The organism is Chloracidobacterium sp., assembly GCA_025057975.1.
GTDB lineage: Bacteria > Acidobacteriota > Blastocatellia > Chloracidobacteriales > Chloracidobacteriaceae > Chloracidobacterium.
In genome coordinates, this window is the sequence record JANWUV010000006.1 from 167,497 (window position 1) to 190,927 (window position 23,431).

General features: G+C 60.2%; 18 protein-coding genes. 4 read left to right on the forward strand and 14 right to left on the reverse strand.

Features of this window, described 5'->3' with window-relative positions:
- Positions 1–91: 91 nt before the first annotated feature.
- The 8 genes from NZ585_07150 to NZ585_07185 all read right to left on the reverse strand — a co-directional run bounded on the left by NZ585_07150 (position 92) and on the right by NZ585_07185 (position 14,204).
- The gene (locus NZ585_07150; GenBank protein ID MCS7079812.1) at positions 92–6,061 is read right to left on the reverse strand and encodes a hypothetical protein; all 5,970 of its coding nucleotides are present in this window, start codon (positions 6,059–6,061) and stop codon (positions 92–94) included.
- Positions 6,062–6,137: 76 nt separating this feature from the next.
- Entirely contained in the window at positions 6,138–7,757 is a 1,620-nt protein-coding gene (locus NZ585_07155) for a type II secretion system GspH family protein (GenBank protein ID MCS7079813.1), read from the reverse strand.
- Between the two features lie 40 nt (positions 7,758–7,797).
- Entirely contained in the window at positions 7,798–8,565 is a 768-nt protein-coding gene (locus NZ585_07160; GenBank protein MCS7079814.1) for a prepilin-type N-terminal cleavage/methylation domain-containing protein, read from the reverse strand.
- 263 nt (positions 8,566–8,828) lie between these two features.
- Positions 8,829–10,703, reverse strand: a complete 1,875-nt coding sequence (locus NZ585_07165; protein ID MCS7079815.1) for a protein kinase — start codon at positions 10,701–10,703, stop codon at positions 8,829–8,831.
- A gap of 123 nt (positions 10,704–10,826) precedes the next feature.
- Complete coding sequence (locus NZ585_07170) at positions 10,827–11,513, reverse strand: hypothetical protein (protein MCS7079816.1); 687 nt, start codon at positions 11,511–11,513, stop codon at positions 10,827–10,829.
- A 77-nt stretch (positions 11,514–11,590) separates the two neighbouring features.
- Positions 11,591–12,730 carry a hypothetical protein gene (locus NZ585_07175; GenBank protein ID MCS7079817.1) on the reverse strand — a complete coding sequence of 380 codons (1,140 nt, stop codon included), beginning with the start codon at positions 12,728–12,730 and terminating at the stop codon, positions 11,591–11,593.
- Positions 12,727–13,485 (reverse strand): hypothetical protein, encoded by a 759-nt coding sequence (locus NZ585_07180; GenBank protein MCS7079818.1) that lies wholly within the window; start codon positions 13,483–13,485, stop codon positions 12,727–12,729. The genes NZ585_07175 and NZ585_07180 overlap by 4 nt, the downstream gene beginning before the upstream one ends.
- Positions 13,482–14,204, reverse strand: a complete 723-nt coding sequence (locus tag NZ585_07185) for a hypothetical protein (GenBank protein ID MCS7079819.1) — start codon at positions 14,202–14,204, stop codon at positions 13,482–13,484. The genes NZ585_07180 and NZ585_07185 overlap by 4 nt, the downstream gene beginning before the upstream one ends.
- Before the next feature lie 215 nt (positions 14,205–14,419).
- Between NZ585_07185 and NZ585_07190 the strand changes: the two genes are divergently transcribed.
- On the forward strand, positions 14,420–14,707 hold the full coding sequence (locus NZ585_07190) for a hypothetical protein (protein ID MCS7079820.1): 288 nt from the start codon (positions 14,420–14,422) through the stop codon (positions 14,705–14,707).
- Here the strand turns inward: NZ585_07190 and NZ585_07195 are convergent.
- Positions 14,699–15,796 carry a GGDEF domain-containing protein gene (locus tag NZ585_07195; GenBank protein MCS7079821.1) on the reverse strand — a complete coding sequence of 366 codons (1,098 nt, stop codon included), beginning with the start codon at positions 15,794–15,796 and terminating at the stop codon, positions 14,699–14,701. The genes NZ585_07190 and NZ585_07195 overlap by 9 nt on opposite strands.
- Positions 15,797–15,847: 51 nt before the next feature.
- Here NZ585_07195 and NZ585_07200 point away from each other — a divergent pair, with 51 nt between their 5' ends.
- Positions 15,848–17,125, forward strand: coding sequence for an insulinase family protein (locus NZ585_07200; GenBank protein MCS7079822.1), 1,278 nt, complete (start codon positions 15,848–15,850; stop codon positions 17,123–17,125).
- A gap of 31 nt (positions 17,126–17,156) precedes the next feature.
- On the forward strand, positions 17,157–18,191 hold the full coding sequence (locus NZ585_07205) for a M28 family peptidase (protein MCS7079823.1): 1,035 nt from the start codon (positions 17,157–17,159) through the stop codon (positions 18,189–18,191).
- Here the strand turns inward: NZ585_07205 and NZ585_07210 are convergent.
- The 4 genes from NZ585_07210 to NZ585_07225 form a co-directional block, all read right to left on the reverse strand.
- Positions 18,115–18,561: a hypothetical protein gene (locus NZ585_07210; GenBank protein ID MCS7079824.1), complete on the reverse strand. Its 447-nt coding sequence runs from the start codon at positions 18,559–18,561 to the stop codon at positions 18,115–18,117. The two genes, NZ585_07205 and NZ585_07210, sit on opposite strands and share 77 nt — an antisense overlap.
- Before the next feature lie 200 nt (positions 18,562–18,761).
- Positions 18,762–20,828 (reverse strand): hypothetical protein, encoded by a 2,067-nt coding sequence (locus tag NZ585_07215; protein ID MCS7079825.1) that lies wholly within the window; start codon positions 20,826–20,828, stop codon positions 18,762–18,764.
- 107 nt (positions 20,829–20,935) lie between these two features.
- Positions 20,936–21,097, reverse strand: a complete 162-nt coding sequence (locus tag NZ585_07220; GenBank protein MCS7079826.1) for a hypothetical protein — start codon at positions 21,095–21,097, stop codon at positions 20,936–20,938.
- 284 nt (positions 21,098–21,381) lie between these two features.
- Entirely contained in the window at positions 21,382–22,524 is a 1,143-nt protein-coding gene (locus NZ585_07225; protein ID MCS7079827.1) for a penicillin-binding transpeptidase domain-containing protein, read from the reverse strand.
- A gap of 19 nt (positions 22,525–22,543) precedes the next feature.
- On the opposite strand from NZ585_07225, the gene NZ585_07230 reads away from it, so the two are divergent.
- Complete coding sequence (locus tag NZ585_07230; protein MCS7079828.1) at positions 22,544–22,810, forward strand: hypothetical protein; 267 nt, start codon at positions 22,544–22,546, stop codon at positions 22,808–22,810.
- Positions 22,811–23,031: 221 nt separating this feature from the next.
- On the opposite strand, the gene rpsU is transcribed toward NZ585_07230, so the two are convergent.
- On the reverse strand, positions 23,032–23,232 hold the full coding sequence (gene rpsU / locus NZ585_07235; GenBank protein MCS7079829.1) for a 30S ribosomal protein S21: 201 nt from the start codon (positions 23,230–23,232) through the stop codon (positions 23,032–23,034).
- Positions 23,233–23,431: the final 199 nt, after the last annotated feature.

Sequence of the window (23,431 nt, forward strand, 5' to 3'; positions counted from 1 at the left end):
CAAGCCTTTCTACCCAGAAAAAGTTTGAGCGTAAAAAAGCGGAGCCGCCGAAGGGCGACTCCGCCTAAGAGAAAGCCGACGTGCGTGCGCACTAGTTCGGGTTGTTTTCGAGGAAGACCTGCCGGTAACTGCCGTTCTTGTAGAAGAAATAGAAGGGCGTCCCGGCCGGTACACCGGTTGGCACTAGGAAGGCCGTGTCAAAGTTCCAGTTGCGTGGGTTGGGTGGCGTGTAGTTGCCGTCACCGCCAATCAGGAACGGTCCGTTCCCCTGATGGCTGAAGAACTGGAAGATGAACGACCCGTTGTAGTTGAAGTTGCGGGTGTGTAGGTCACCACCGAAGTCTTCGGCAAAACGCGGGAAGTTGTGCAAGCCACCATCGGTGTTGTTGTCGAAGTTCATTGAGCTTTCTGGGTCAGGTGCGTCAGCATTACTATTTTGAACCTGCCCAGTGAGGTTGCCGGGGTTGTTGTTGCCTGCTCCAGTGCGCGGCGCCCCGGTCAGCCACGCCGCCTTGACGGTTGTACGGACGGCGATGCGGCGCAAGCTTGCCTGTGGACGATACAGGTAGTTGAAACCAGTCATAAACATCCGCGCATCCGACCACCCATTGGAGTGAATCGAGACGGCGTCGGCGTATATCCCCATCGAGCCGTGCAACAGCGGGTCATTCGGTTCAAGCGAGTTGGTGCACCAATCGTTCGGCGGCGGCGACGCGCTGTGGATGTTGCCGGTCTGGCAATAGTTTTCCGAAGGCGTCGGCCCGCCACGCGGAATCCGGCTGTTGAGCGAGGTGTCCTCATTTTGGAAGTTCTCAAAGACGCCGATCGCGTTGATGTTGCCGTGGAGGTACGACGGATTTTCCGTCACCACTGTCAACCCCGTGTAGCCGCGTCCGTTGCCAGCCGGCCGATTAATGAAGTGACGCGGAATATCCATAGCGTTGGTGATGCGGAGCGCCCGCCGGAAGGCGCGGATGCGGCCGGTCTTAGCAGAATCCACAATCCGCCAGACACGCATCCCAGCGCCGCCGTTGACCGCTGCCGTTAGTTCGCTGGGGAACGGGTTATTCGGTCCGCTGGTTTGATAGGCCAAGCCGGTGAACGTCGCGGAAACACTCCGCGTGCCGTCCGGGTTAGGCGTGTAGGTGTAGCGTGTGGACTGTGCTACCACACCATGGCCTGTGCCAGCCGTTGGGGCGGCAGGATTGGCCGAGGCTCCAAAGTATTCATAGCCGTCGTTAACAGGTACGGCTCCGTGCGGCGCTTCGCCGCAACGGGCTGGGTTGGTCAGCGTTGGCGGGTCGAGCGGCTGGGTTTCACAAGCGATATCCCGCCGCAGCCGTCCGTCACCGGGTTTAGGACCAGGGCCGTTGGCGACGTTGGCGTATGAAACCATAATGCCGCCTTGCTGCGGATCGCTCACCATTCCCGGGTCGGTCTCACAACTGTCGTCCAGCGGGTTGAGGACATTGTTTTCGCCATAGACATCGTTGAAATCATAGATGCCGTCGTTATTGAAATCACCGCGCCGGTCGGAGAAATAGACGATGAAGCCGTTGTCCGACACGTCTATCTTGGCTCCAGGCACGCCTGATTGTACAGGACGCCCCGACGTGAAGCCGCCGCCTGGATTGGCCGTCAGACCGGAAGTGGCGGCCTCAACATTGGCAAGGTAGGCGTCAAAGTCGCCGCGGAACAACCGCTTGAGGTTGCCCACGTTTAGGTCGGTGAGGTTCATCAGCCCGCGCCGCTCATAACAAATTGGGCTGGGCATCGGCAACCGGTACGCCATGTTTGCCAGAAGGCGCTGATCATCAGGCAGTTGATCAGTGCCGGGCCAGGCCGGCCAGACTGCGGCGACAACACGGTTGGGAGCTCCGCCAATATCGCCGCTGTAGTAATCGGATGCCGTGGGAATCCCTTGGAAACCATAGCGTCGGTTGACGTGGCGCCCTTCGCGCTGGTCATAAACGTTAATCGGGAAGGCGCGATCCATCTCGATGCGTATTCGCGGTATCAGCGTCGCGTTACTTTCCGGCGGCAGCGTCGGATTGGTCGGGTTTGGCGCGAAGGCGATGTAGGCGTGACCCGGGAAGGCGTAGTTGGCATCGCTCAAGCCCAAACGCCGACCGATCTGGGTTTCAAGGTTAAGGTTTTGCGTGCCGGCCGCTGGGCCAATGATTGTTGGCGGATTGTTGGCCGCTCCGGCATCAAAGGCGGGCGTAACCGGTCCAATGCCGGTCGTATCAACACCAACTGCCGTTGGATAGACTCGCGAAGCCAGCGGATGCTGGAAGATAATCGCCACCGCCTCGCGGACGTTGTAACGAGTTAGTGTTGGTGGCGTGCCAACTTGAGCCTCGGCTTTACCAAGGAACGTGTTGAATGGAACTTTGATGCGGAAGCAGTTTTGGAACTCGCCGGATTCCGTAAAACCGGCTGAAGGGGGAAGAGTGGCGGCGGTGTTGCCGACTGGATCGCCCGGTACGGTATTAAGTCCGCCTTCGGGATCAGGAAGGGCTTCAAAGCCTGGTTCGGACGGCCCTGCCTCCCAGAAAATAATTTCAATCGGCATCGAGGTCGTGCGACGCGCCACACGATTGATGTTGTTTGCCGGTGGGGGCGTGTGCAAGACGCGCAACGTCGAAGGCAGTAGCGAATTGATGTTGCTCTCCGGCGAGTAGCCCATGCGGGGAACGCCTTGCGTGCCGGGATCGGTAACACCTACGAGCCGTGGGACGGCGCTCATCTGTTCGCCGGCATCGTCGGTGTCGCCGTCGCCGGGGAACCACTCGCCGTTTTCATTGGCTGGAATTTGCCGCGCCGCATTCAAGTCAACGCGCTGATTCTCGAACGGGTAGTGCGGCGGCTCAATCACGCCGTCGCCGTTCCAGTCGAAGGTCAGGTTTTCGCGCGCCACTTCCGGTACGCCACGAATGCCGGCCGTCGCAAAGTCGCCGATGCCCGTGATGTTGCCCAGCGACGGGTCGGTTGAGCGGCCCGGCGTGCCAAGCTCCGCGCTCCGCAGCGTCTGAAGGAAGTTCACCGTAAACTGCGGTGCCGCACGCAGCAGATGCGGGAACAGCCGTACTTGTTCCGCCGTGGTTAGTCCGGTCGGGTTGAAAAGGCATTTGGCCAGCAGTTGTTGGTCGTTGACGTTGGCAAACGGCGTCATGTCCTGTAGGTCAATGACGCCGTTCGGTCCGGCCCCCGGATAGCCGACCGGCGGTGCGCCGTTCGCCGGCGCGTCGGGCGTCGTCGTGTTGAGGTTAACGTTGTACGTAGGCGTGTAAGGTCCAGTGATGTAGGCGTTCGCCGGTGAAGCCGGATACGTCGCCGGACCTTGGTTGAGGTAGTCCAAATCGTTGTCCAGTCGCCCATCGCCAAGGCTGCCGGCGCCCGCGCCGGGCGCCACCGGATTGCCCAGAATATTTAGGTTGTCATGGCGCATGGCGTAGAAGCCGGGGATGCCGGGGCGAAAGACAAAGTGCCGCAGGAGGCGCACCAACTGGCGTTCCACCCGCAGCACGCGCGCCGGGCTGGCTGGATCGTTCGTCCAGAAGTTAGGCGAACGCATGATTTGGTTGAAGCTTGTCTGGTACCTCACACCGTTGACAATACCAGTGTCATAGCTTGGGTTGTCACCGGGTACTGTCAGGTCAGGAAGTAAAAACCTAAGTGGAGTGTGTCCGTCTGGAATTGGTGTGGCTCCTGCCGACGGCTGCCTTAGGCGAGCCGCTCGTACACGCACGCGCCGGATGAAACGCTCCTGCCGCTTGTCGCCGCTGCTGTTTTCGCCGTTGAAGATTTCCTCACGCGGGATGTCGCTCTTCATCGGGTTCGGCATGAGGAACATGTCGTCCGCCGTGTTGCGCGTTCCGTCGGGGCCAACGTCATACGAACCCTTGATATAGCTCCGGTTGTCAAAGTCGTCCGTGAAGCGGAAGTAGGGCTTGGCCAGCAGGCTCTTGAAGCGCGCCGGGTAGCCGGTTGTGGACGGATCGCCGGCGTTCGTCAATCGCCCACGCAACGACGCCGTTTCCGTCGCATCGACGGGCCGGCCGCGGTCGTCCGTCTGCGGCGGATCGGCGTTGGTCATGTTGACGTTGGTCTGCGGCGTGAAGGGCAGCATCGTCCGTTGGAGTGTCAAAATGGTGTTGGGTTCGTACCAGTAGGTGATGCGCTGATTGACCGGGCCGACGGGACTGCTGATGGCGACCGGCGGCACTTCGTTCGGCCCTCCAAAGGTGTGCATGAATCGCCCAATGAAGCTGGGTGAGTTGCTTTCAGTTAGGAAGGGCAAGAAGTTGCGCGGAATGTTGCTCGGATTTTGGTCCTGAAGGCGCGTGATGCTCCCGCCGTCGTTAAGGGCGTAAACAGCGGCATATGTCGTCTCCGGCTCTGGCTGGCCGGCTTGCAGGTTGTTCGCCGGCAGGTCGCGCAAAACCGGAATCGGTCCTGATGTAATACCAAGGTTAAGAATGTGCGGGGTGATGTCATAGCGCGCCGGACGAACGTTCGGGTCTCCGCCGGGGTTGTTGTTCACCAGCAGCTCAATCTTGATGTAGGTCCGCTTGCGGCGCGTCTGATCGTCGGCGTTATTGGCTGTAGCTTGGAAGTACGCCTGCTGATTGACCAAGTTCGTCTGCGGTGGCAGGACGCGCCGTTGCGCACCGGTCGCTACCGTCAACGTATCATTCTGATTGTATTTGCGCGGCTGACCACCGCTACCGGCTGGCAGCACACTGGCCGGTTGGTCAGGATGGTCGCTACCAGCGAGGGGATTGAACTCCACAACGTTCGGGTTGTTCTGAATCCAAAATTGTTGAAACAGCGGTGTGTTAGGGTTGGACAGCGCCTCAAGATCATACGCGCGCGTGCCGCCCGGTATCTCGGGTGGGAAGTGGTCAAGGTCATCGTCAAGCAGGATGCGAATGGTTGTCGCACGAGTCGAGACTTGTCCTTCGAAGAACCGCGAGTTACGCAACACTTCGCGGTTCTCATTCGGGTTTGCGCGCCGAAGGATTTCAATCGCGTTGAAGCCGTTGGTTTGTGTTGGCAGCAACAAGGGCACGATGCGCTGTTTGCCGGGTGAATGACCATTGGTTACACCCCACGGTGTTCCAATGCCGTTGTTGTTTGGGCCGGCACCGACAATCGGGGCTGCTGGACCGTAGCCATTCGGCAAGTTGATGTCGTTGATGAGCCAGTTGATCGGAGCGACACGATAAACGTCAGGGTTAGTAGAGTAGCCGCCCGGCCCTTTTGTCACCGGCAAGCTGGACGTAATAGGCAGCGTGACGCTATCGGCAAGTTGCTGCGCCGATGAGCCGCTGGGGCTACGGCTGGGATCAAGCACAAATGAATAGTCATCGCGGGTTTTGTTGCTGGGCGTGATCTGGCGCACAACTTCACCGGCGACCGTAACTGGACCGAAAAACCACGCCCGGCTGTTGGCACCGAGGTAGAGATGGCGGTTGACGTGGGTGCGACCGCCCAGATAGAAGTGTGGACCCGGTGAAATCTGCAAACAATCAAAGCCGAAGGCTGCAAACTGGAAGGCCGGAATTTGGTAGAAGTTGACCTGCCGGATGAGACGCGCTTCTTCGTTGGTGTCGTTCGCCCTCGCCGACGCTCCTAACACAAACTGCCGGCGCAGCGCGGTCATCCCGTTGAAGGGTGGGTCGTTGACCGTCACGGTCGTTTGTGAGGCAGCGCCCGGTGGGACGAACGGCGTGTCCGCCGTAAAGGTGTAGAGCGGCCGCCCCGCTTCAGTGACGAATGGTGGGAGATTACTTGTAATCCCCGTCGGTCCTAAGTCGGCCGCCGTGATGTTCGGCGATCGTGAGAGAATCCGGTTAATGTTCGCCGTGATCGTTTCTAGGTAGGCGAGGGCGGCGTTGAAGGTGCGGGTTTTCTGATACTCCGCCGCCGTTTGGCGCGCTTCCGTCGTCATCAACGTCGCCGAAACCGACGTAAAGACAAGCAGCACGCCCAGCAGCACTATGGCGATGGCAAGTGCCACGCCCTGCTCCCGGCGGCGTTCTTTCCAACGTAACATACTGGCAAATCGTGTCTTCATGGCCAATCTCGGTCTCATAACAAGAGTCCAGTCAAGGGTTAGGTAGCTTCTGTGGTTACCGGGGTACAAGGTTGCGCAGTCCGATAGAGGTTCTTTCGCTGACGTGGAAATAACCGCGATTGAAGGCGTCGGGAATGGCGGCATCTGCCCTAATCAGTGCCGGATTGCGCTCACTGGTGCGTCCGTACACGGTGATCTCTACCATTCGAACCTGCATTTTAGTGGTGAGTGGTGACCGGGGAATGATTGAAGGATTATCATCCGCAGGAGGTAAGTTCGGCGGAGCTGGAGGACTTGGAGGATTAACTGGGAGGCGACCGCCAATATCATTGGTGTAGTACATAACGCCTCGTACAGGGGTAGGGGTATCTTGACCGGTTAGCCGCCGCAGCCGCTCCTCATCACTCACCATGAAGCGCAGTCGGAAATTTTCGATGTCAAAAGCAAGCGGCGCCAGCAGCCCACCCTGCCGACAAAACAGAATTGGCGGCGTGTTTTCACCGTTCCACCCAATGAAGTAGTGCGACAGCCGCATGCGTGTAATCGTCACTGACACGCCCTCTTGAATGATTGACCTCCAGTTTTGGGGATTGATGCCCGCCAAGTCGTTGGCCGCTAGTATAATGTTGTTACCGCTAATTCCTGTGACCAGCCCTAAGACGCAAAGTACGGCTGCGTTTGTTCCGCCGCCCAACGACTGGTAGCTGTACTGATAGGTCAGCAACAACGTATCCACAAAGGGACGCAGGCGTGGCGCCAGCAGCCGGTCATCTGGGTTAACAAAGGGGTTGGTAGTGACGACATTAGGCGCAACACGGTCTGGCCTAAGGTTACCGCCAAACTCTTCCGGCTCAAGAATGAGGTCTGAGCCGGAAAATCTCGTCTTTGCCGAAAACGTGGCTTCAACGGGAAAAATTTGTTTTTGGATGATTGTGCCGCCGGGATTGGCGGGATCAGGCACAGAGACGCGCAGCGCCACTGGGACGGGATTAACTTGCAGGGTAATGAGCTGGTGGCTGCCATTGCCGTAAGCCGTACCAACTTCGGTTCGGTCGCACGCGCCGGGATAGATGCGCAGGTTGGGATAGCGCGTGGCGGCCGGGATCACATCGTTCGGGTCATTTGGTGTATCGTCGTTTGGGACGTAACCCTGGTTGGCAATAATGTTCGGGGCTGCAAATGTGCCAACTGCTGCAGCGCCGTTGGTCGCTGCCGTCCAAGCTTGAATCGGCGACAGAACATCGCACTGTACTGGAAGCGAGGTCACAACATCGAGTCGTGGATTAATATTCCCGATGCGGTCCGGAGGAAGTAAAGCAGAAATGTTACCAATCGGAAAACCGCGACTGGCTAGAAAGCCGCCCCGGACATAGACGGCCGGGGCGCCAAGAAACGGATTGGGGTTTGGAGTGGCGAAAAAGACGCTCGTCAGCGGTAGCTCACCCACATTGTCGAGGTCATTCTTGATAAAGTTCACGACAGCCCGCACATTGTTGTTGGCTTCAACCAGCGCAGAGTTGTCGCGAGTGGTGCGTAGCGCCAAGGTCAACGTCCCCATTACGGCCGCCATGACGATGGCAAGAATGCCGGCGACGACCAAGAGTTCAACCAATGAGAAACCGGCTGCCCGACGACGTAAACGTCCAAGGGCAAAGAAACGTTTGGGAGAGAGCATGGCTGACAAGCCTCCTGAGAAACGTGTGCGGGCGGCTTGGCTACGACGTGGCTTCACGACTGCCGCTGACCCAGACGCCTTGGCTTGCGCCGCGCGCTGCGTTTTTCCACATCGTGACCCGTCCGGTCAGGCCAAACAGCGTCAGCGCACGCGCGCGCAGGCTACGGGCTCGCGCATCGCCCAACGTGTTGCTAAGAAAGATGACGCCGTTGAAGGGTACATTCTTGAAATTTGAGGTCGGGTCGGCATTAGGCGGCGTAGAGGTGATCATGCCATCGCTTTTGAAGGTCAAAATGGCACTCTGACCGCTCATGCCAAGGTCAACGCCACGTTCCTCCAAGAAAGAGAAGTTGTTGGTAGTAAACGACAGCTCCGGCAGACCCAAAATCGTGGCAGGCGGGGTGAAGACGCCGGTACCGGTCTCTTCGAAGCGCCGAAAACGATAGTCCGGTGGCAACTCGGTGCGGCTTACCACCGTCGCCGTCGTTTCATAAGGCGTCTCGTTCGCCATTACATTGCGGGCCGTGTTGACATAGCGTATGACGACGTAGCCGTCTGAGTTCGCGCCCTCCCGACGAAAAAGAATCATCTGGTAGGTGTTGCGTTGCGCCATCGCGCGGGCGCGGGTTTCACGAATCGCTGCCGCCAAGTCACTCGCGGCAGTGTCCGCTGCAATTATCCTGCGGTAGGAGATGACAAAGATGCCCGAAATCGCTGCGAGAATCCCGATGATCGCCGCAACAACAATGATCTCGATCAGGGAGTAGCCTCGTTCGGGGTGACCGAATCGGCGAAAACGCTGTGGCATACTGACCTCACATGGTGGCGTCGTTTCCACTTTACTTGGAAACAAATCCTGTGCCACAGCCCGTCCTGCGCCATACCAACTCGGCAACAACCGAGCCGTCAATCGTTTAGGCATTCAGCGCCGGACTGCGCGCCGAAAGCCAAAGGCGGTCGGCAGGATAGGCTGTTACAAAAGGTAACAAGGCATCGTGACGCGCTTCCGATCTGAGAGCGCTGTTAGGAAACGAGACAAGAGGCTGGAAGGCCGACACGTTTGGAGCTAAGCTAGACCACCACCGCCCGCCGCCGCGCCGCAATGCGGCTGTAAAGCGCTCCAAGAGCAAAAATCGAAACAAAGCGGAGGCTGAGCCAACCTGTCGAAGGCCATTCCCAGTGGTTCAGCAAAGCGCCAAGCGCGGCGACGACGGTCCCGCCGACCATCACAACCAAAAATCCGATGCGGGTAATATTGAAGATCGTGACCAGCACCGGTACCGGCCGGTAGGGATAGACATAGTCGGCCAAGAGCAGACAGGTGGGCAGGACTAGTGTCGAAAGAATCCCTGTGGCTACGAACCACCAAGGACTGTCAAAGAGGAGACTCGCCGCAATTGTCCACAGAGCCTGGTCCTGTTTGGGAGCGAGGGGGGCGGCTGGTAAAAGCGTCAGGGCGGCAACACCCGCTAGAACGCCCACTGTTGTTAGTAGGATGTCAAGCGTGATGTTGAAACCAGTATTGGCGGCGACGCGCGGTCCTACTTCCGGCGGCGGCGCTGGCGGCGGCGTCGGAAAACGCCCTGTCGCCGGACGCAAGCCGCCGGTGGCTGGAAGCGCGGTGGTTGCCGGCGAGAAACTGCCCGTCGCTGGACGCAGCGGTGTTGAAACCCCAGCCGCTACCGGCACAGCCGTTTTGTGCGTCAGTCTGACATCCAAACTCTGGTCCTCCTGACCCATAACCACCGTGCGGGCTTGATCGTTCCAGCCAGGAGCCGTAAAGCGCAGGCGGTACTCGCCGGGCGGGAGGCGCAGCTCAAGCTTCCCCTGCGCATTGGTTTTGCCGCGAAACTCCCCATCCACCTCAACGTTGCAGTTGCCCGGCGTGCTCGTAATAAACAACGTCGGCGTCGTCTGCAGCAGGGCGGCGGCGTCCCCCGACGGCTTTTTCAGAATGGCGGCTTCTAACTCGGCCAGAAGCTCGCGGACGCTGGATTGCCGGTGGGCCGGATTCTTCGCCAGCGCGCGCATGACGACCGCTTCTAGCTCCGGCGACACGTCAGGATTGCGCGCCCGAATGCTCGGCGGCGGCTGTGTTAGATGTCCGGAGACAATCGCCGCGAAAGAATCGCCGCGAAACGGTACGTCCTTGGTAAGCATCTGGTAGAGAATGACGCCCAAGCTGTAGATGTCCGAGCGCGCATCCACCGGCTTGGCGGAGCACTGTTCGGGCGACATGTAGAAGGGCGTTCCCATGATGCCCGTTTTCAGGTCGGTGTTGTCGTCGCCCAAAATCTCATCGTTGAGGATTTTCGCCAACCCGAAGTCGAGCACCTTGACCGTCATCTCCGGCTCATCGGTCGGGTTGGCTATGTCGTCAGTCAGTATGAGGCCCAAATCCTCCAAGTTTGCGCCTGCGCTCCGCTCGGACACCATGATGTTCGCCGGTTTGAGATCACGGTGAACGAGTTTCAAATCATGCGCGGCGGCAATGCCGGCCAGCGCCTGTTTGAAAATTTTGAGTACGCGCGTCGGGGCCATTGGGGCTTCCCGAAAGATGATCTCGTTCAGTGGCCGCCCTTCGACATATTCCATCACAATGTAGCGCGTGCCGTCCGACGTGATCCCAAAGTCCAGCGCCCGAACAACGTTGGGATGTTCAATGGCGCTCGCTGCACGCGCTTCGCGTTGGAAACGACTCACCGCCGTGGCGTCAGACGTAGCGTACTCATGAAGCAAAGTCTTGACCGCCACCGTCCGCCCTAGGTGAATGTGTTTGGCGCGATAAACGGCTCCCATGCCGCCCCGCCCAAGACATTTTTCAAGTCGGTACTTGTTATCAATCAAAACACTGCCGCGCAGCGATTGGGCCAGCGTAGCGCCGTCATGAGGACAAACCGAAACCTCATCCTCAAAGCAGAATTTGCACTTGGGACATTCTTTCATAGCATAGCTGGCGACGCGCGCAGCGTCCGCCCGAGTCGGGATGCATGTGGAACTTATGGCGCAATTTGCAGGCTGGCTATTTATTCCACGCCGGCGGCAAAACGTCCAGTCGCCGCCGACGACTTACGGCGGGGGTAAGACGGCGCGCTCACACGGTGTAACACTCAGAACGATGCCGTTGGGTTGGACGATGACCGGGCCGTAGATGAAAAGCCACTCATCGTAGGTTACGTCTTCTCCCAGCAGAGTTGTGAAGGCCGGTTTCGGCGACCGCCCGACGACACCGACAATCGGGCGCCCGGCGACAAAACTATCGTCATCGTCGTCATCCAGTGGCTCGGAGGCTTCGCCGGACGGCTTGCCGCCCAGCGGGTTGAAGTCGCCTCCGAAGCTTCCCTGCGGCAGGACACTGGCCGTGAGCGCGACATAGTTGGCTGGAACCGGCTGCCTTGTGAAAGCCGACCAGCGTTCAAGGTAGCGTTTGATCAACGGATCGCCGATGCGTACGACGCGCCATTCGCGGCCAGTAAATGGGTCGTTGACAGCGGATGGGCGGAGCAGACGCATGCGGACACCGTTGATGTTGACCTCTTTGGTCAAGTCACTGAGCTTGAGTGGAAATGGCGCGCCGGGATTGAGCGGAGCGATGCGCCCGGCATTGTTGTAGCGTGCAATCGCACGGGCGACGGCGCAGCCGCGTGCGATGAATTCAGCTTCCCGTTCTCGTTGGCGCTCCGCCTCGCGGGTGTCGGCGGCCATCGTTAGGAACACCGCCATCGCCGCCAGGGCGAAGATCAAAAACAACAACATGTAACCGCCCTGTCGCCGGCGTTGTGGCGCATATCCGGGTCGGCAGTTGAGTTTGATCCAATGTCCCTGACGGCCCATCACGACTGACGCGGCGAACGAATGCGATTGAAAGGTCGCGGCGGTATCTGCTGCTGCATATGGTTGGGTTGAGTTCCGTCCATAGGGAGCGCGTTGCCAGGGTCAATCATCAGCGGCGCCCCACTACCGGGCTGAGGCCTTATTCCCGGAAGCGGTTTTACCGGCGGCTGGGGAGTTGGTGGGCTGATGGGCTGCCCCTGCGCGTCGTACGTCGGCGGCTGATAACTCGGCGGCGCTTGATAGACGGGCGGCGGATAGCTCTGTGGGTAGCCGGTGACGGCTGGCGTCCCGCCGCCAGCCATCGGCGGCCCGCTTGACAGTAGCAATGTGTGACTCACGCCGGGTAGTTGCGTGTCTTCCACAACCACCTGCTCGCGTGTAATGCTTTTGACTCGAAAGCGTCCAATCGGCTCGTTGAGCTGAACAGCCTGATATTCGGTGTCGGTTGCGAGAACGGCGCGGGGATTTTGTCCCCCTGCATCCGTCACCAGGCCGATGTAACGGTACTGCTCGTTCGGGTTGGGCGGCGCTTCAATCGTTAGGGTCAGATCGTTGGAGTACCACTTTGCTTCCTGACCCGGTACGACAACCCGCACCGTCGCATTCCGAACTTGGGCCGTCAAATCCGGCGTCAAGCGAATCCGCAGTTGGTTGGCGCCGGCGCGTTCGGAAGGGAGGAGTTGCCCGTCAAGCATGACGCGCGCGCCTTCCGGTAAGGGCTGACCCTGTACCAAAACTTCATAGTTGAGCGTCGAACGCGCAAATACCCGCTGGGGCGAAACCGCCTGAAGCACGATCGGCGGCGGCGGTGGCGGCGGCGTTGGTTTCGGTGGTGGGGGTGGCGGATACGCAAAGACGTTGCGGAGGGCATCTGGGACGGCCGGCGGCGGTAGCGGATCGAGATTCGCCTGCGCCATCCGAACCAAAACGCCGTCCACGACGGCCGGCGGCGGCGTGGTCGCCGCTGGCGCAGCTTTACCCTTTTGCTCTAGATCAATTGCCCGCACTAAGCCCGGCCGCAGCGGTGCCGTTCCAGTCGAAGGCTTCCCATCCGTTCCGAACCAAACGTACAATAGAGCGGCTAGGGAACCGATGAAGAGGACACCCACCACCACACTTTTCCGAGCTTGATATGTCATTGCGCCCCCACCCTTTGCGCGACATGCAGCGTGGCGTGATCGTCCGCTTCCGAGTCGTTTCGGAAATAGGCCGTCAACGCCAATGTCACCGTGAGTTCCTCCGAACCAGTCCCCATCGTCCCCGTCGCCGGCTTCGTCGGGGCGGATGCAGCGTCAGTGCCACCGGGAGCTAGGCTCAAGAGGTGGAGGATAAGAAACTGGCGGCTTTGTTCAAGTGCCTGAACAAACCGCCGAATGTTGCGGTACGGCCCAGTGACGCCAAACTTGACATCAAAGGCCGGGTAACGCCGATTGTCTTGGCTGCGACCGCCGCTGGACGCCGGTTCTACAGCTTCATTCGGCTTTGAGAGGTCGAAGGTAATGGTATCCGTGAGTTTGATGTCATGCTTGCGCGCCAGCGCGTTGATTTCGTCAATGAGGTCGAGTTGTCCGCGTCGCAGATCACGCAACCGCTCGCGCTCGAAGCGACGCCAGTTTTCCATCGCTTCGGCAAAGGCGGCAGCTTCCCGCTCCACTTGTTGGCGCTGCACCCGTGTTGCTTCCGTTTGACGGCGTAGTTCGCTCGTTTCGCGTGAAAGCGCGCTGATCCGGCTGCTGAGCGGCGTCACGAGGACCTGATAAGTAATAAGCAGGCCGCCCAAGCCAAGCACAAAGGCGGAAAGCCCCAGCCATTCGGGCAGACGGAGATAACTGCTGCGCACAACAGTCCGATGCCAGCCCAGCCATGCGCGGATGAGGTGGCGCAGTTGGTTCATCGCTTAACCTCCAACGGAGTTGGGATCTCCGGCGCGGCGCTGCGTCCGCCCAGTCGGTAACGCCCACGCAGCGTAAACTCCACTTCCTTCTTCCCATCGGGCGTTCGGGCGTCCGATGGGTTCACCTGAGTACTGGGGTCGAAGTAAAACACGCCGCGTTCGTCGCAAGTGCGCAGAAACGCCGTAACCGCTTCCGGCCGGGGTGCGCGAACGGTGATGGTGAAGGGTACGTCGGACAACGCTGGCAAGGGGGAATTGGAGCTGGAGCCTTTTTCGGCTGGGACGCCCTCACTGGAAGCGAGATTCGCGCCGGCGTCATTGGTGAAGGCAATTTGTGTGATGCGAATATCGGCGGGTAGGTGTTGTTCCAACTGAAGCAGGAAGCGGGACCAAGAGAGCCGGCGCTTCTCAAGCAGATACAACGCTTCACGCATGGCGCGCGCTTGCTCCGGCGTTGGTTGCCGTCCGGCGGCGGCTGCTTGCGCCTGAACCTTCGCTAGATGAGCTTGCTCACGCTCCAGCATCGTACGCGAGGCGTTGCGCAGCGCCACATACCGCTGCTCATCAGCCGCCAGCCGGGCGGCGTACTGTCCGGTGAGCGCCGCAGCAAGTAGGAGCAAGCCGAAGGCGAAAGCCAAACCCAACCAGAACAGCCGCCGATTACGAAATGGCGTCGCGGAAAGATTGAGATGATGGAGATAAGCCGTGGTCATGACCATAATCAGCCCGTGTTGGCGACCGTCGCGTCATCGCGCCGGCGGCGTTTCATGCGTTGGGCGTCAGTGCGTCGAACGTAGGCGAGTTTTACCAGTTCCGTTGAATTTTGTCGTCCGTTTCGTTGAGGCGCGGCGCTCGGTTGGACGCTGACCGCCGAATTGACTAACATTGGGCGACCGCCTTGCCAAACAAACCTTGCCTGGGTGGGGAGACGCCATTGAAAGTTTATTCCACTAAGTGGTGTACGGACTGCATGCTCGCCAAGCAGTTTCTCAAGCAGCGCGGCGTGGCGTTTGAGGATGTATTGCTTGAGACGAACGCTAGCGCCAAGGCTTATATCGTCGAGCGGCTGGGGCGGTCGGCGAAAGTGCCGGTGATTGAAATTGGTGACCGAATCTTCTCTCTCAATCCCTTCGACCCCAATCGCCTTGCAGCGGAGTTGGCGCTTGGCGAGACCGGGGACAAGCCGGAAGGCGCGCCGAAGACATCGGAAGGCTCAGCTTGAGATTTCTGGTTCGATCGGCTTCGGTTGCTCTACGGTGAGATGCTCCGGTATTGGCTCGGCACAGCCCACTGACGGCGGCTCTGCGGGTCGAATGGAGGGAGGCGTGCTGCGGTTAGCCGCCGATTGCCCGGTGACTTGAACCATGTTACGGCCGCGCCGCTTGGCCTCATACATTGCTTCATCGGCGCGCTCAATTAGATCGGTGGCGCGCGCGCCGTCGGCGGGGTAGCTGGCGATGCCGATGCTGATGGTAAGGTGTAGCTTAAGCTGTGGGTTGTGCAGGGAGGCCGTGAAGGGCATCCTTTCAATCGCCGCCCGGATGCGTTCGGCGGCTTCATGAGCGCGCACACGGTCGGTTTCCGGTAGAAGCGCAATGTACTCTTCTCCACCGTACCGCCCGGCGATGTCAGAGTCGCGTAGCGTTTGGCGAATAACCATCGCCACTTCGCGCAGCACTTGACTGCCGATCAGGTGACCGTAGGTGTCGTTGACTCGCTTGAAGTAGTCAATGTCCATCATGAGCAGGCCGAAGGGATGCCCATACCGGTTGGAACGCGCCATCTCACGCTCCATTTCCAGAATGAAGCTTTTGCGGTTGAGCAGGCCTGTCAGATCGTCGTGAGTGATCAGTTCCGTAATTCGGCGGTGGAACTCTTCGTCAATGTCATCCAGAAACGTAAACTTGAGGATGTGGCGGCCGATGGAAAATTTGTCGCCGTCCTGCAGGAGAACGGGTTCACCCGGCGTCAGCGGAATGCCGTTGAGTTGGGTTCCGTTGGTGCTGCGCAGGTCGGTCAGCCAGTATTGGCAGTGGCCGGTCGGGGTTTCATGGCGCTCAATTTTGGCGTGCAATCGTGACGCTTCATCGTCGTTTTCAAGGCGCAGTTCGGCATCCGAGCCGCGGCCGATGCGCGTCACGGGACGTTCAAGACGAAAGGAGCTGCCAAGCTGGTCGCCGCGCATGTGAACAAGCGCCGGGCGCGCCTGCCGCGGCCGCGCAAGCGGGTTGGCTTGCAATTTCTGCGTCTGGTTGAGACTGTTCACGGCGTCAGCATAGTCCCAAGCTCGATGTCCTTCAAGCTGTGTCATAAAAAGTAACAGCTCTTTTTGCTTTGAGACACCCCGAAACCAAACTGTGACATGCCGATTGAGCAAGATTTTCACCGGATCGTCCTCCCGAACGGATGCGTAGCGCTTCTTGCCGAACAAACCAGTCTGCCGGTTGTCGCCATGTACGCCGTCGTCGGCTATGGCTCGCGCTATGAGCCGGATGCGCAGGCTGGACTAGCTTCTCTTATCGGCGACTTGCTAGATGAAGGCACCGCGACCCGGACGGCGCAAGACATCGCTCTTGCCATCGAAGCGACGGGCGCGCGTCTGAACACCTTTGGCGGCTATGCGCGCAGCGGGTTGAGCCTCACCGCCCTGCGGGATGACTTTCCACAGTTGCTCACCGTCGCCGCCGACCTTCTCCGCCACAGCCAATTTCCTGAAGAGCGTTTTACGCAATGTCAGGCGCGGCGACTGGCGCAACTTCGGTCGCGCGCCGACGACGCGCAAACCGTAGCCTCAGACGCTTTTGATGAGTTGGTTTACCCGGGCCATCCGGCGCGGCGGCCGATTGTCGGTTATGAAGCCACGGTCGCCGCTCTCACGGTGGATGACGCGCGTGCGGCCTACGCCCGTTACTTTGTGCCGAACAATCTAATGGTCGCCGTAGTCGGCGATCTACCGATTCCAACCATGGAGCGGTGCATTCGGGAAGTTTTTGAGGATTGGTCGCCGGCCGCCGATTTCGCCCTGCCGCCGGTTCCCGCCGTTGCGCGTCAAACCGAGCCGCAGGAACGGGTCATCCCGCGCCCGGACAAGGAACAAATTCACATTCTGCTGGGGCATCTGGGGATTACGCGGACGCATCCCGACTACTACGCGCTGCGTGTTATGGATGTCATTCTGGGGGACAGTCCCGGCATGACGGCGCGCATTCCGCGCATACTGCGCGACGATTTGGGGTTGGCCTACACGACCTACGCCAACATCACGTCCACGGCCGGGATTGATCCGGGGCGTTTTGTCGCGTACATCGGCACGTCGCCGGAAAACCAGTCCAAAGCCGTCGCGGCGATTCGGGACGAGCTTGAGCGCATTCAGCAGGAGCCGGTGTCGCCGGAGGAACTGGCCGCCGCCAAGGCGTATCTGACCGGCAGTTTTGTCTTCAATTTTGAAACCAACGCCCAGCGCGCATTGTTTTTGATTGAGACTGAAGTTCACCAACTGGGGGCGGATTATGCGCGGCGTTACCCGGACTTGATTGAATCGGTAACGGTTGAGGACGTACTCCGGGTCAGTCGGACGCATTTGAATCCGCAGGCGCTGACGACGGTTGTTTCGGGACCGGTCGCCGCGACCACCGCGTGAGTCGGGACGGCGGGGAGGGTTTTCATCATCTATGCGATTACGGCTTATCCGCCAAGATGGGCGACTTGGCGGCGCACTGGTCGCTCTCGCGCTGCTGACGGCGTGCAAGCCGGCGCCGAATCCGGCCGTGAGTCCGGCGACCGCTCCCGTCCAGCCGTCCGCGACCGCCGCGCCGCGCGAGACGACGACGCCGTTTGACGCCGACCGCGCCTTCAAGCATGTCGAAAAGCAGGTGTCGTACGGCCCGCGCCCGGCCGGCTCCGCCGCCTTGGGCAAGCTGCGGGCATGGCTGGTTGAGGAATTGAAAAGCTACGGGCTAAAGGTGACGACCCAGCCGTTTACGGCCACGACGCCGTCGAAGCAATTCCCGACCATTCGCATGGAAAACGTCATTGCCGAGTTGCCGGGCAAGAGTCAGGACATTTTGCTCATCGCCAGCCACTACGACACGAAGTACATGGAGCACGAAACGTTTGTCGGGGCCAACGACGCCGGATCAAGTACGGCGGTGGTGCTGGAACTTGCCCGCGTCCTGGCGGCGATGTCGCCGGAGGAACGCGGCTTCGCCCATACGGTGCAGTTTGTGTTTTTCGACGGCGAGGAGGCGGTCGTCGAGTGGATTGGCGATGATAACACCTACGGCTCACGACATTTCGTTGAGCAGCTTCAGGCGACCGGGCAAACCAAACGCATCAAGGCGATGATTTTGCTTGATATGGTCGGCGACGCCGATCTGGCGATTCCGAAGGAGTATCAGTCGTCGGCATGGCTGGCGAACATCCTGCATGAGACGGCGCATGAACTGGGCTACGGCGCGCATTTTCCCAAGACGACGCACGCCATTGCCGACGATCACCTACCATTTCTCAAGGCCGGGATTCCGGCCGTGGACTTGATTGACTTCACCTACGGCAAGGACGAGGTCAACTTTGGACCCGGCGGCCCCGACAACGCCTACTGGCATACGGCGCGGGATACGGTGGACAAGCTCAGTCCGCGTAGTCTGAAAATTGTTGGGGATACGGTTCTGCGCGCGCTTCCGAAGATTGCGAAGGCGGCGCGGTGACGCTCCGAATTGCGAACTTCGTTATCCATCCGGAGACGAAGGAATCCCCGCAGCAGTTGTAGCACGCATAGTGACTGCTCACCCCAAGCGCGTCGTCGGCATACTCCGCCCGCCCCACAATGCTCTTGAGTTCCACCCCGTGAACCGACCACAAAAACTGCCCGCTCATCGCCTCGCGCGGAATGACGTTCCCCGTCGCGTCCGGCGTCTGCGCGTCCCGCAGCGCCCGAATGTCCAGCGCCACCGTCTGATGCGCCACCCCTACTGAGCGTGTTCTGCCAGTTTTCCAGCAAGGCTTCAGCGACGCGGGCGACGTAGAAGGAAGATCGTGGTCGAGCCGGACAGTGATGGAACCGCTACGACTTCCCACCCTTCCTCCGCACAGACTTTGTTGACAAGTTCAGATGGGGGAGGTATCCCTGGAGTCGGATCAACGAAAAACTTATATTCCCATTTTTGTTGAGCAGACGTATTAGCTGCAGTTGGACTCGTACGATCACCGATAAAAAAGCCAGTTAGAAAAGCAACCGTAGCCAAAATCAGCCAACTTCTTTTCATAAAGCTTTCCTTTCATTTATTGACAGTAAGCCATTCCTGCTGATTCTGTGCCGGAGGACGAGCAGAGAATCTCGGATTAGGTTGTCGAATGATGTACTCCTCATTCTGAGGGTCAGCCATTCTCACTTCCGCGCCTACTGTGACTTGACCGGTTTGTCTCTCGTCAGGAAGAGCCGTAAAGTCAAACGATACCTCGGTTGAAGTGATATTGTTCCCCCTGCCGAGAAAAACTGCCTCCTCGTTTGGGTTGACAATCTGGATATTCGCCGGTCCACTCTGTTCAAAAAGATCGGCGTTCAGTGGAACTGTAAGCTGATGATTCTGCCTCAACCCTTGTGCCGTGAGAAAGACTTTCAGCCTTGACGAGTTGCCTCCCCCTGCTATCACCGCTGTTATCGTCAAAGGGTCAAAGCGAAAGCTTTGAATCCTGACCGTCGGCTTGACAAATACCGGACGACTCGCCTGAAACAAAGACGCGCCGGTGTCACAGCTATAAACCGACCACTCGGCGAAAATGTCTGTCGCTCCAGCCAGCAGCCCCAGCGCCTCCGCCCCCGACTGCGTTGTTGTCGTCACTGCGCCTACGTCGTTCGTGGAAGACCACCAGTTGTCCACCCACGCCAACTGTGGACGCTGCCAAGCGCCATAGCACGTGACGTATCGCTCATACGCCAAATACCACCCGGTGAGACCGGCGCCCAAGATTCCGAATCCCGTTATCCATCCAGTCCCGAAGGAATCCCCGCAGCAGTTGTAGCATGCATAGTGGCTGCTCACCCCAAGCGCGTCGTCAGCGTACTCCGCCCGCCCCACGATGCTCTTGAGTTCCACCCCGTGAACCGACCACAAAAACTGCCCGCTCGTCGCCTCGCGCGGAATGACGTTCCCCGTCGCGTCCGGCGTCTGCGCGTCCCGCAGCGCCCGAACGTCTATCGCCACCGTCTGATGCGCTCCAATCATCCTCCGCCCAAGGGCGTACTGTCCGCCGGGAAAGTTCAGCGAGGCGTGGTAACTCAGCGCCCGGTCGGTCGCGTTCTTCAGGTACACCGTCGTATTCTCCGTCGCCGTCACCCGCCACGGATAACTCCCCGTCGCGCTCGGTATCGTCTCCGCGTCCAGCAACGGCACGCGAAACACGTGATTGCCGTCGGCGCTTTCCGAAGTCCCCGCGATTGCCACCGTCCCCGGCATCGTCGAGTACTCAAACTCCGCCCCCGCGCTCACAACCCGCCCCCGCAGCCCCGGCGGCAACCCAACCGGCACGGTCGCCGTCGCCCCCGGCGGCAGCGTCACGGTCGGCAGGGCTTCCGTCTGCGCGCCGTCCAGCGGCAGCGTCAGAAAAAGCTTGCCCATGACCCGACTCGGCTCATCGCCGAAGTTGTGCAGCGTAAAGTAGGGCGTCAAGGGCTGACCGTTCGCCAACTGCAAGCGAATGCCGTTGGCGTGCAGCTGTGTCGTGCGCGGTGTGAAGGGGTTCGTGAACAACACCGTGTTGGCGTAGCCGTCGGCGTTCCAGATCAGCCCGTTGGCGCGCACGGCGCCCCGCGCGTCGCTCGTGATGATGACGCCGCCCTCCGGGGTCAGCTTCTCGCCCTCGATGGCGCGCATATCCAGCACGCGGGCCTCGCGCGGCCCCAGCGCCAGCTTCGCGCCGGGCAAGTTGGCTCGGTCGCGTCCGTCAAGCGCCACCGTGACGTTTACGGCGCGGTCGGTCAGATTGGCGACGGCGACTTGGAAATGGGTCGTGCTGCGCCCGCCCGTCGGCAGCCGATAGACGCCTTCGAGACGCGGCGTGTCCAGTGCCACGCGGGCGTCGGAGAGCCGCTCGGTCAACAGGACGCTGCGCGCCGCGTCGAGCATCTCAAGCTGCGCGCCCAAAACAAGGTTCTGTCCCTGAAAGACCAGCTGGATGCTGCCTTCCTGAAAGGGCGTGCCGACGAGCGCGCCGAGTTCGGCGAGCGGCACGATGCGGAACGCCTGGGCGGGGACGATGACCGGCGGGGCGTCGCGGCGCTGTCCGTCAGGGGCGAGCAGAGTTGGGTGAACGGTCAGGGGACGAGGGGCTTTGTTGTTGAGCATCAGCGTCGTGTGGAGATCGGGGGCGACGCGGTAGTAGGCGGCGGTGAAGATGTGGGTCGGCTCAACCCGGAGCGCGTCGGGGAGCGTGTCGGGGAGGGCGAAAGGCGCTACGCCGCAGCCGGCGCCGAAGTCAGCGTTAGGCTGGGGGGGGCGGGTCGGACGGCGGGCTTATCGGCTTGCGCGCGGGCGAAGGCGGGGAAGACGAGTTGGAGTCCGGGGATGGTCAAGAGAGCGAGGGCAACGAGGACAGCGCGGCGTGACGGCTTCATCGGGTGTCTCCTTGTGTTGGAAGGAAAAACAGATGTGAGCGAAGCGAGAAGGTTGTAATGGCAAACGCCGAAGATTGTAGCGATAACACGAAAGAATGCAACCTGAATTTCATCAGAATTCACAGGGAAGACGGTAAAACTTTGGGAAAGACGCAGGTATGGAAGATTCTCGATTTCGATTTTGTGTTGAGACATCGCGCGCTTGAACCGCTTGATCATCGGTCTTGCCGCCGTCGCGCCGCCACACTCCAAACCGTTCGCGCTACGTTTGCTCGGAAAGCGGATTAGTCGCTGGTTTCTTCGCCCTCATCATCCATGTCGGGCGCAGCAATCGGTTCCGGGGCGTCAGGTACGATGCGTTGACGCGGACGAGTGCGGTTGGCGGCGACAGCCCCGCGATAGACATCACCGGCGATGATTGAGGCGCTCGAACCGCGCGCCGTCGAGCCTTTGGTGATGACCGTAACGAGCAACCCCGGCTTGTCCGGGGCGTCCACAAACGACACAAACAGGCCGACGCGCGTGCGTACGCCAAAATCACAAGTGCAACTCCCGGTCTTACCGGCGACGCCGAAAGCAGCCGCCCCGGAACGCCGCGCCGTTCCGCGCTCGACGGCGCTGAGCAGCCCGGCCAGTAAGTCGTTGCGTAAGTCGTCGGAGAGCGGCAGTGTGCGTACCGGAATCGGCTTGAAGGTCGCCAGTTCGCGCGGCGTCCGCAGGATTTGTGGGCGATAGAGCGTCCCACCGTTGGCGACGGCGCTGATAAAGGTCGCCAACTGGACGGCCGTGACGCCAAAGCCGTCGCCGTGGCTGCACGTCCGCCCCAGATTCGCTGGTGGAAAGCGCGGCGTCACACCGCCTATCTCCCCCGGCAAGTTGACGCCGGTTGGACGGCCAAAGCCGGCCCGCCGGGCATAGGCGACAACCCGCTCGAAACCAAGCCGCCGTCCCAAGACCTGAAAGTATTCGTTGTTGGAGCGCGCCATCGCCGTTCGCAGCGTCCACGTTTGTCCGCCGACCGTGATTTCCTCATCGGCGGTGGTTAGTCCTTCCTGTAAAGCGGCGTAGGCGGTGAGCACCTTGATGGTCGAACAGGGTTTGAAAGGCGTCCGAACAGCCCACTGCTGATTGACGATGCTAAGCACGCGCCCAGTCGTCGGTTCCATCACAACAACCGTACCGGCGCGGTCGCCGAGGGCGTCAAGCGCAATGCGGCGGATGGTGGGGTCTTCGCCGCGCAGGTCGTCTTTCTCAATATTGGCTTGTGTCGCCCGGCGCAGGCCTTCATCTAGAGCGCGAACGCGAGCTAGGGCGGCCAGTCGCGCCTGCTCGGCGCGACGACGCTGGGCAAGCGCCGCTTCCTCCCGTGCGCGCGCACGGCGTCCGGCCGTCGCCCGCGTTGCGTAACTACGACGTGAACCGCGCATGCGCCCGGTTGGTGCGGTTTTGTCCGCCGAAACCTTGGAGCGTCTGTCGCGCGCCGCCGGCGACGACCTCGCCAACGCTGTGCGGCCGGCGAATGCTTTGCTGCTTGAAGCGTTTATTGGCCGCGCTTTTCCGGCCGCCCCGGCGCGTCCAACCGGTTTCGACCTTGTTCCGGGCGTACGCGGTTTGTGGGGCGACGCTTTGGCGCGGGGCATCGGTTTGGCGGACACCGACGGTAAACTTCGTTCCTTGGCCGGGGCGGTGTATCCGACAAAGCAAAGCAGATAAACAACAACCCATCCGGTTCGGACGAAACTGGCCCTTGAAGGGGAGAGGCGAAACCATCTGCGACCAAACATTGCTCAACGCCTCCGCAAGTTCGCCAAAAAGGGAAGCGGCGGTCGGGGACGCTTCGGAACGTGACGCCCGAAATGTCCCCTGACCGCCGCTGGTTGGTGTTGGATGTCGTTAGTGATTGAGACGCTTACGCGCGCCGCCGCTGTGCGGCGTCAATCCATCCGACGCTTGCGCATGCTGGAACGTTGCCGCTTGCGAGCTAGCTCAGACTTAAGACGCCGTCTTTCGCCCGGCGGCACGTAGAAACGATGCCGCTTGACATCGGCAATAATGCCTTCGCGCTGCACCATTCGCTTGAAGCGCCGCAGCGCGCTGTCAATAGATTCGTTAGGCGCGACTTCAACTACGGCCATTGTGCTGTTCACCACCTTACCGCTTCATAGGATGCTTTTTCTTTGAAGCAAGTTATCGTGCTTGACGGCGAAAACAGTTGTCAAGACGATGTTTACCGAAGGCGCAAAATGTCCATCACTGCCTGTTCGGTGGAACCTTTCCGCGCCCGCGGCGTCCATCAAGCCAGCGGCGCGTAATTTCGCGTGATTTTGACGACGA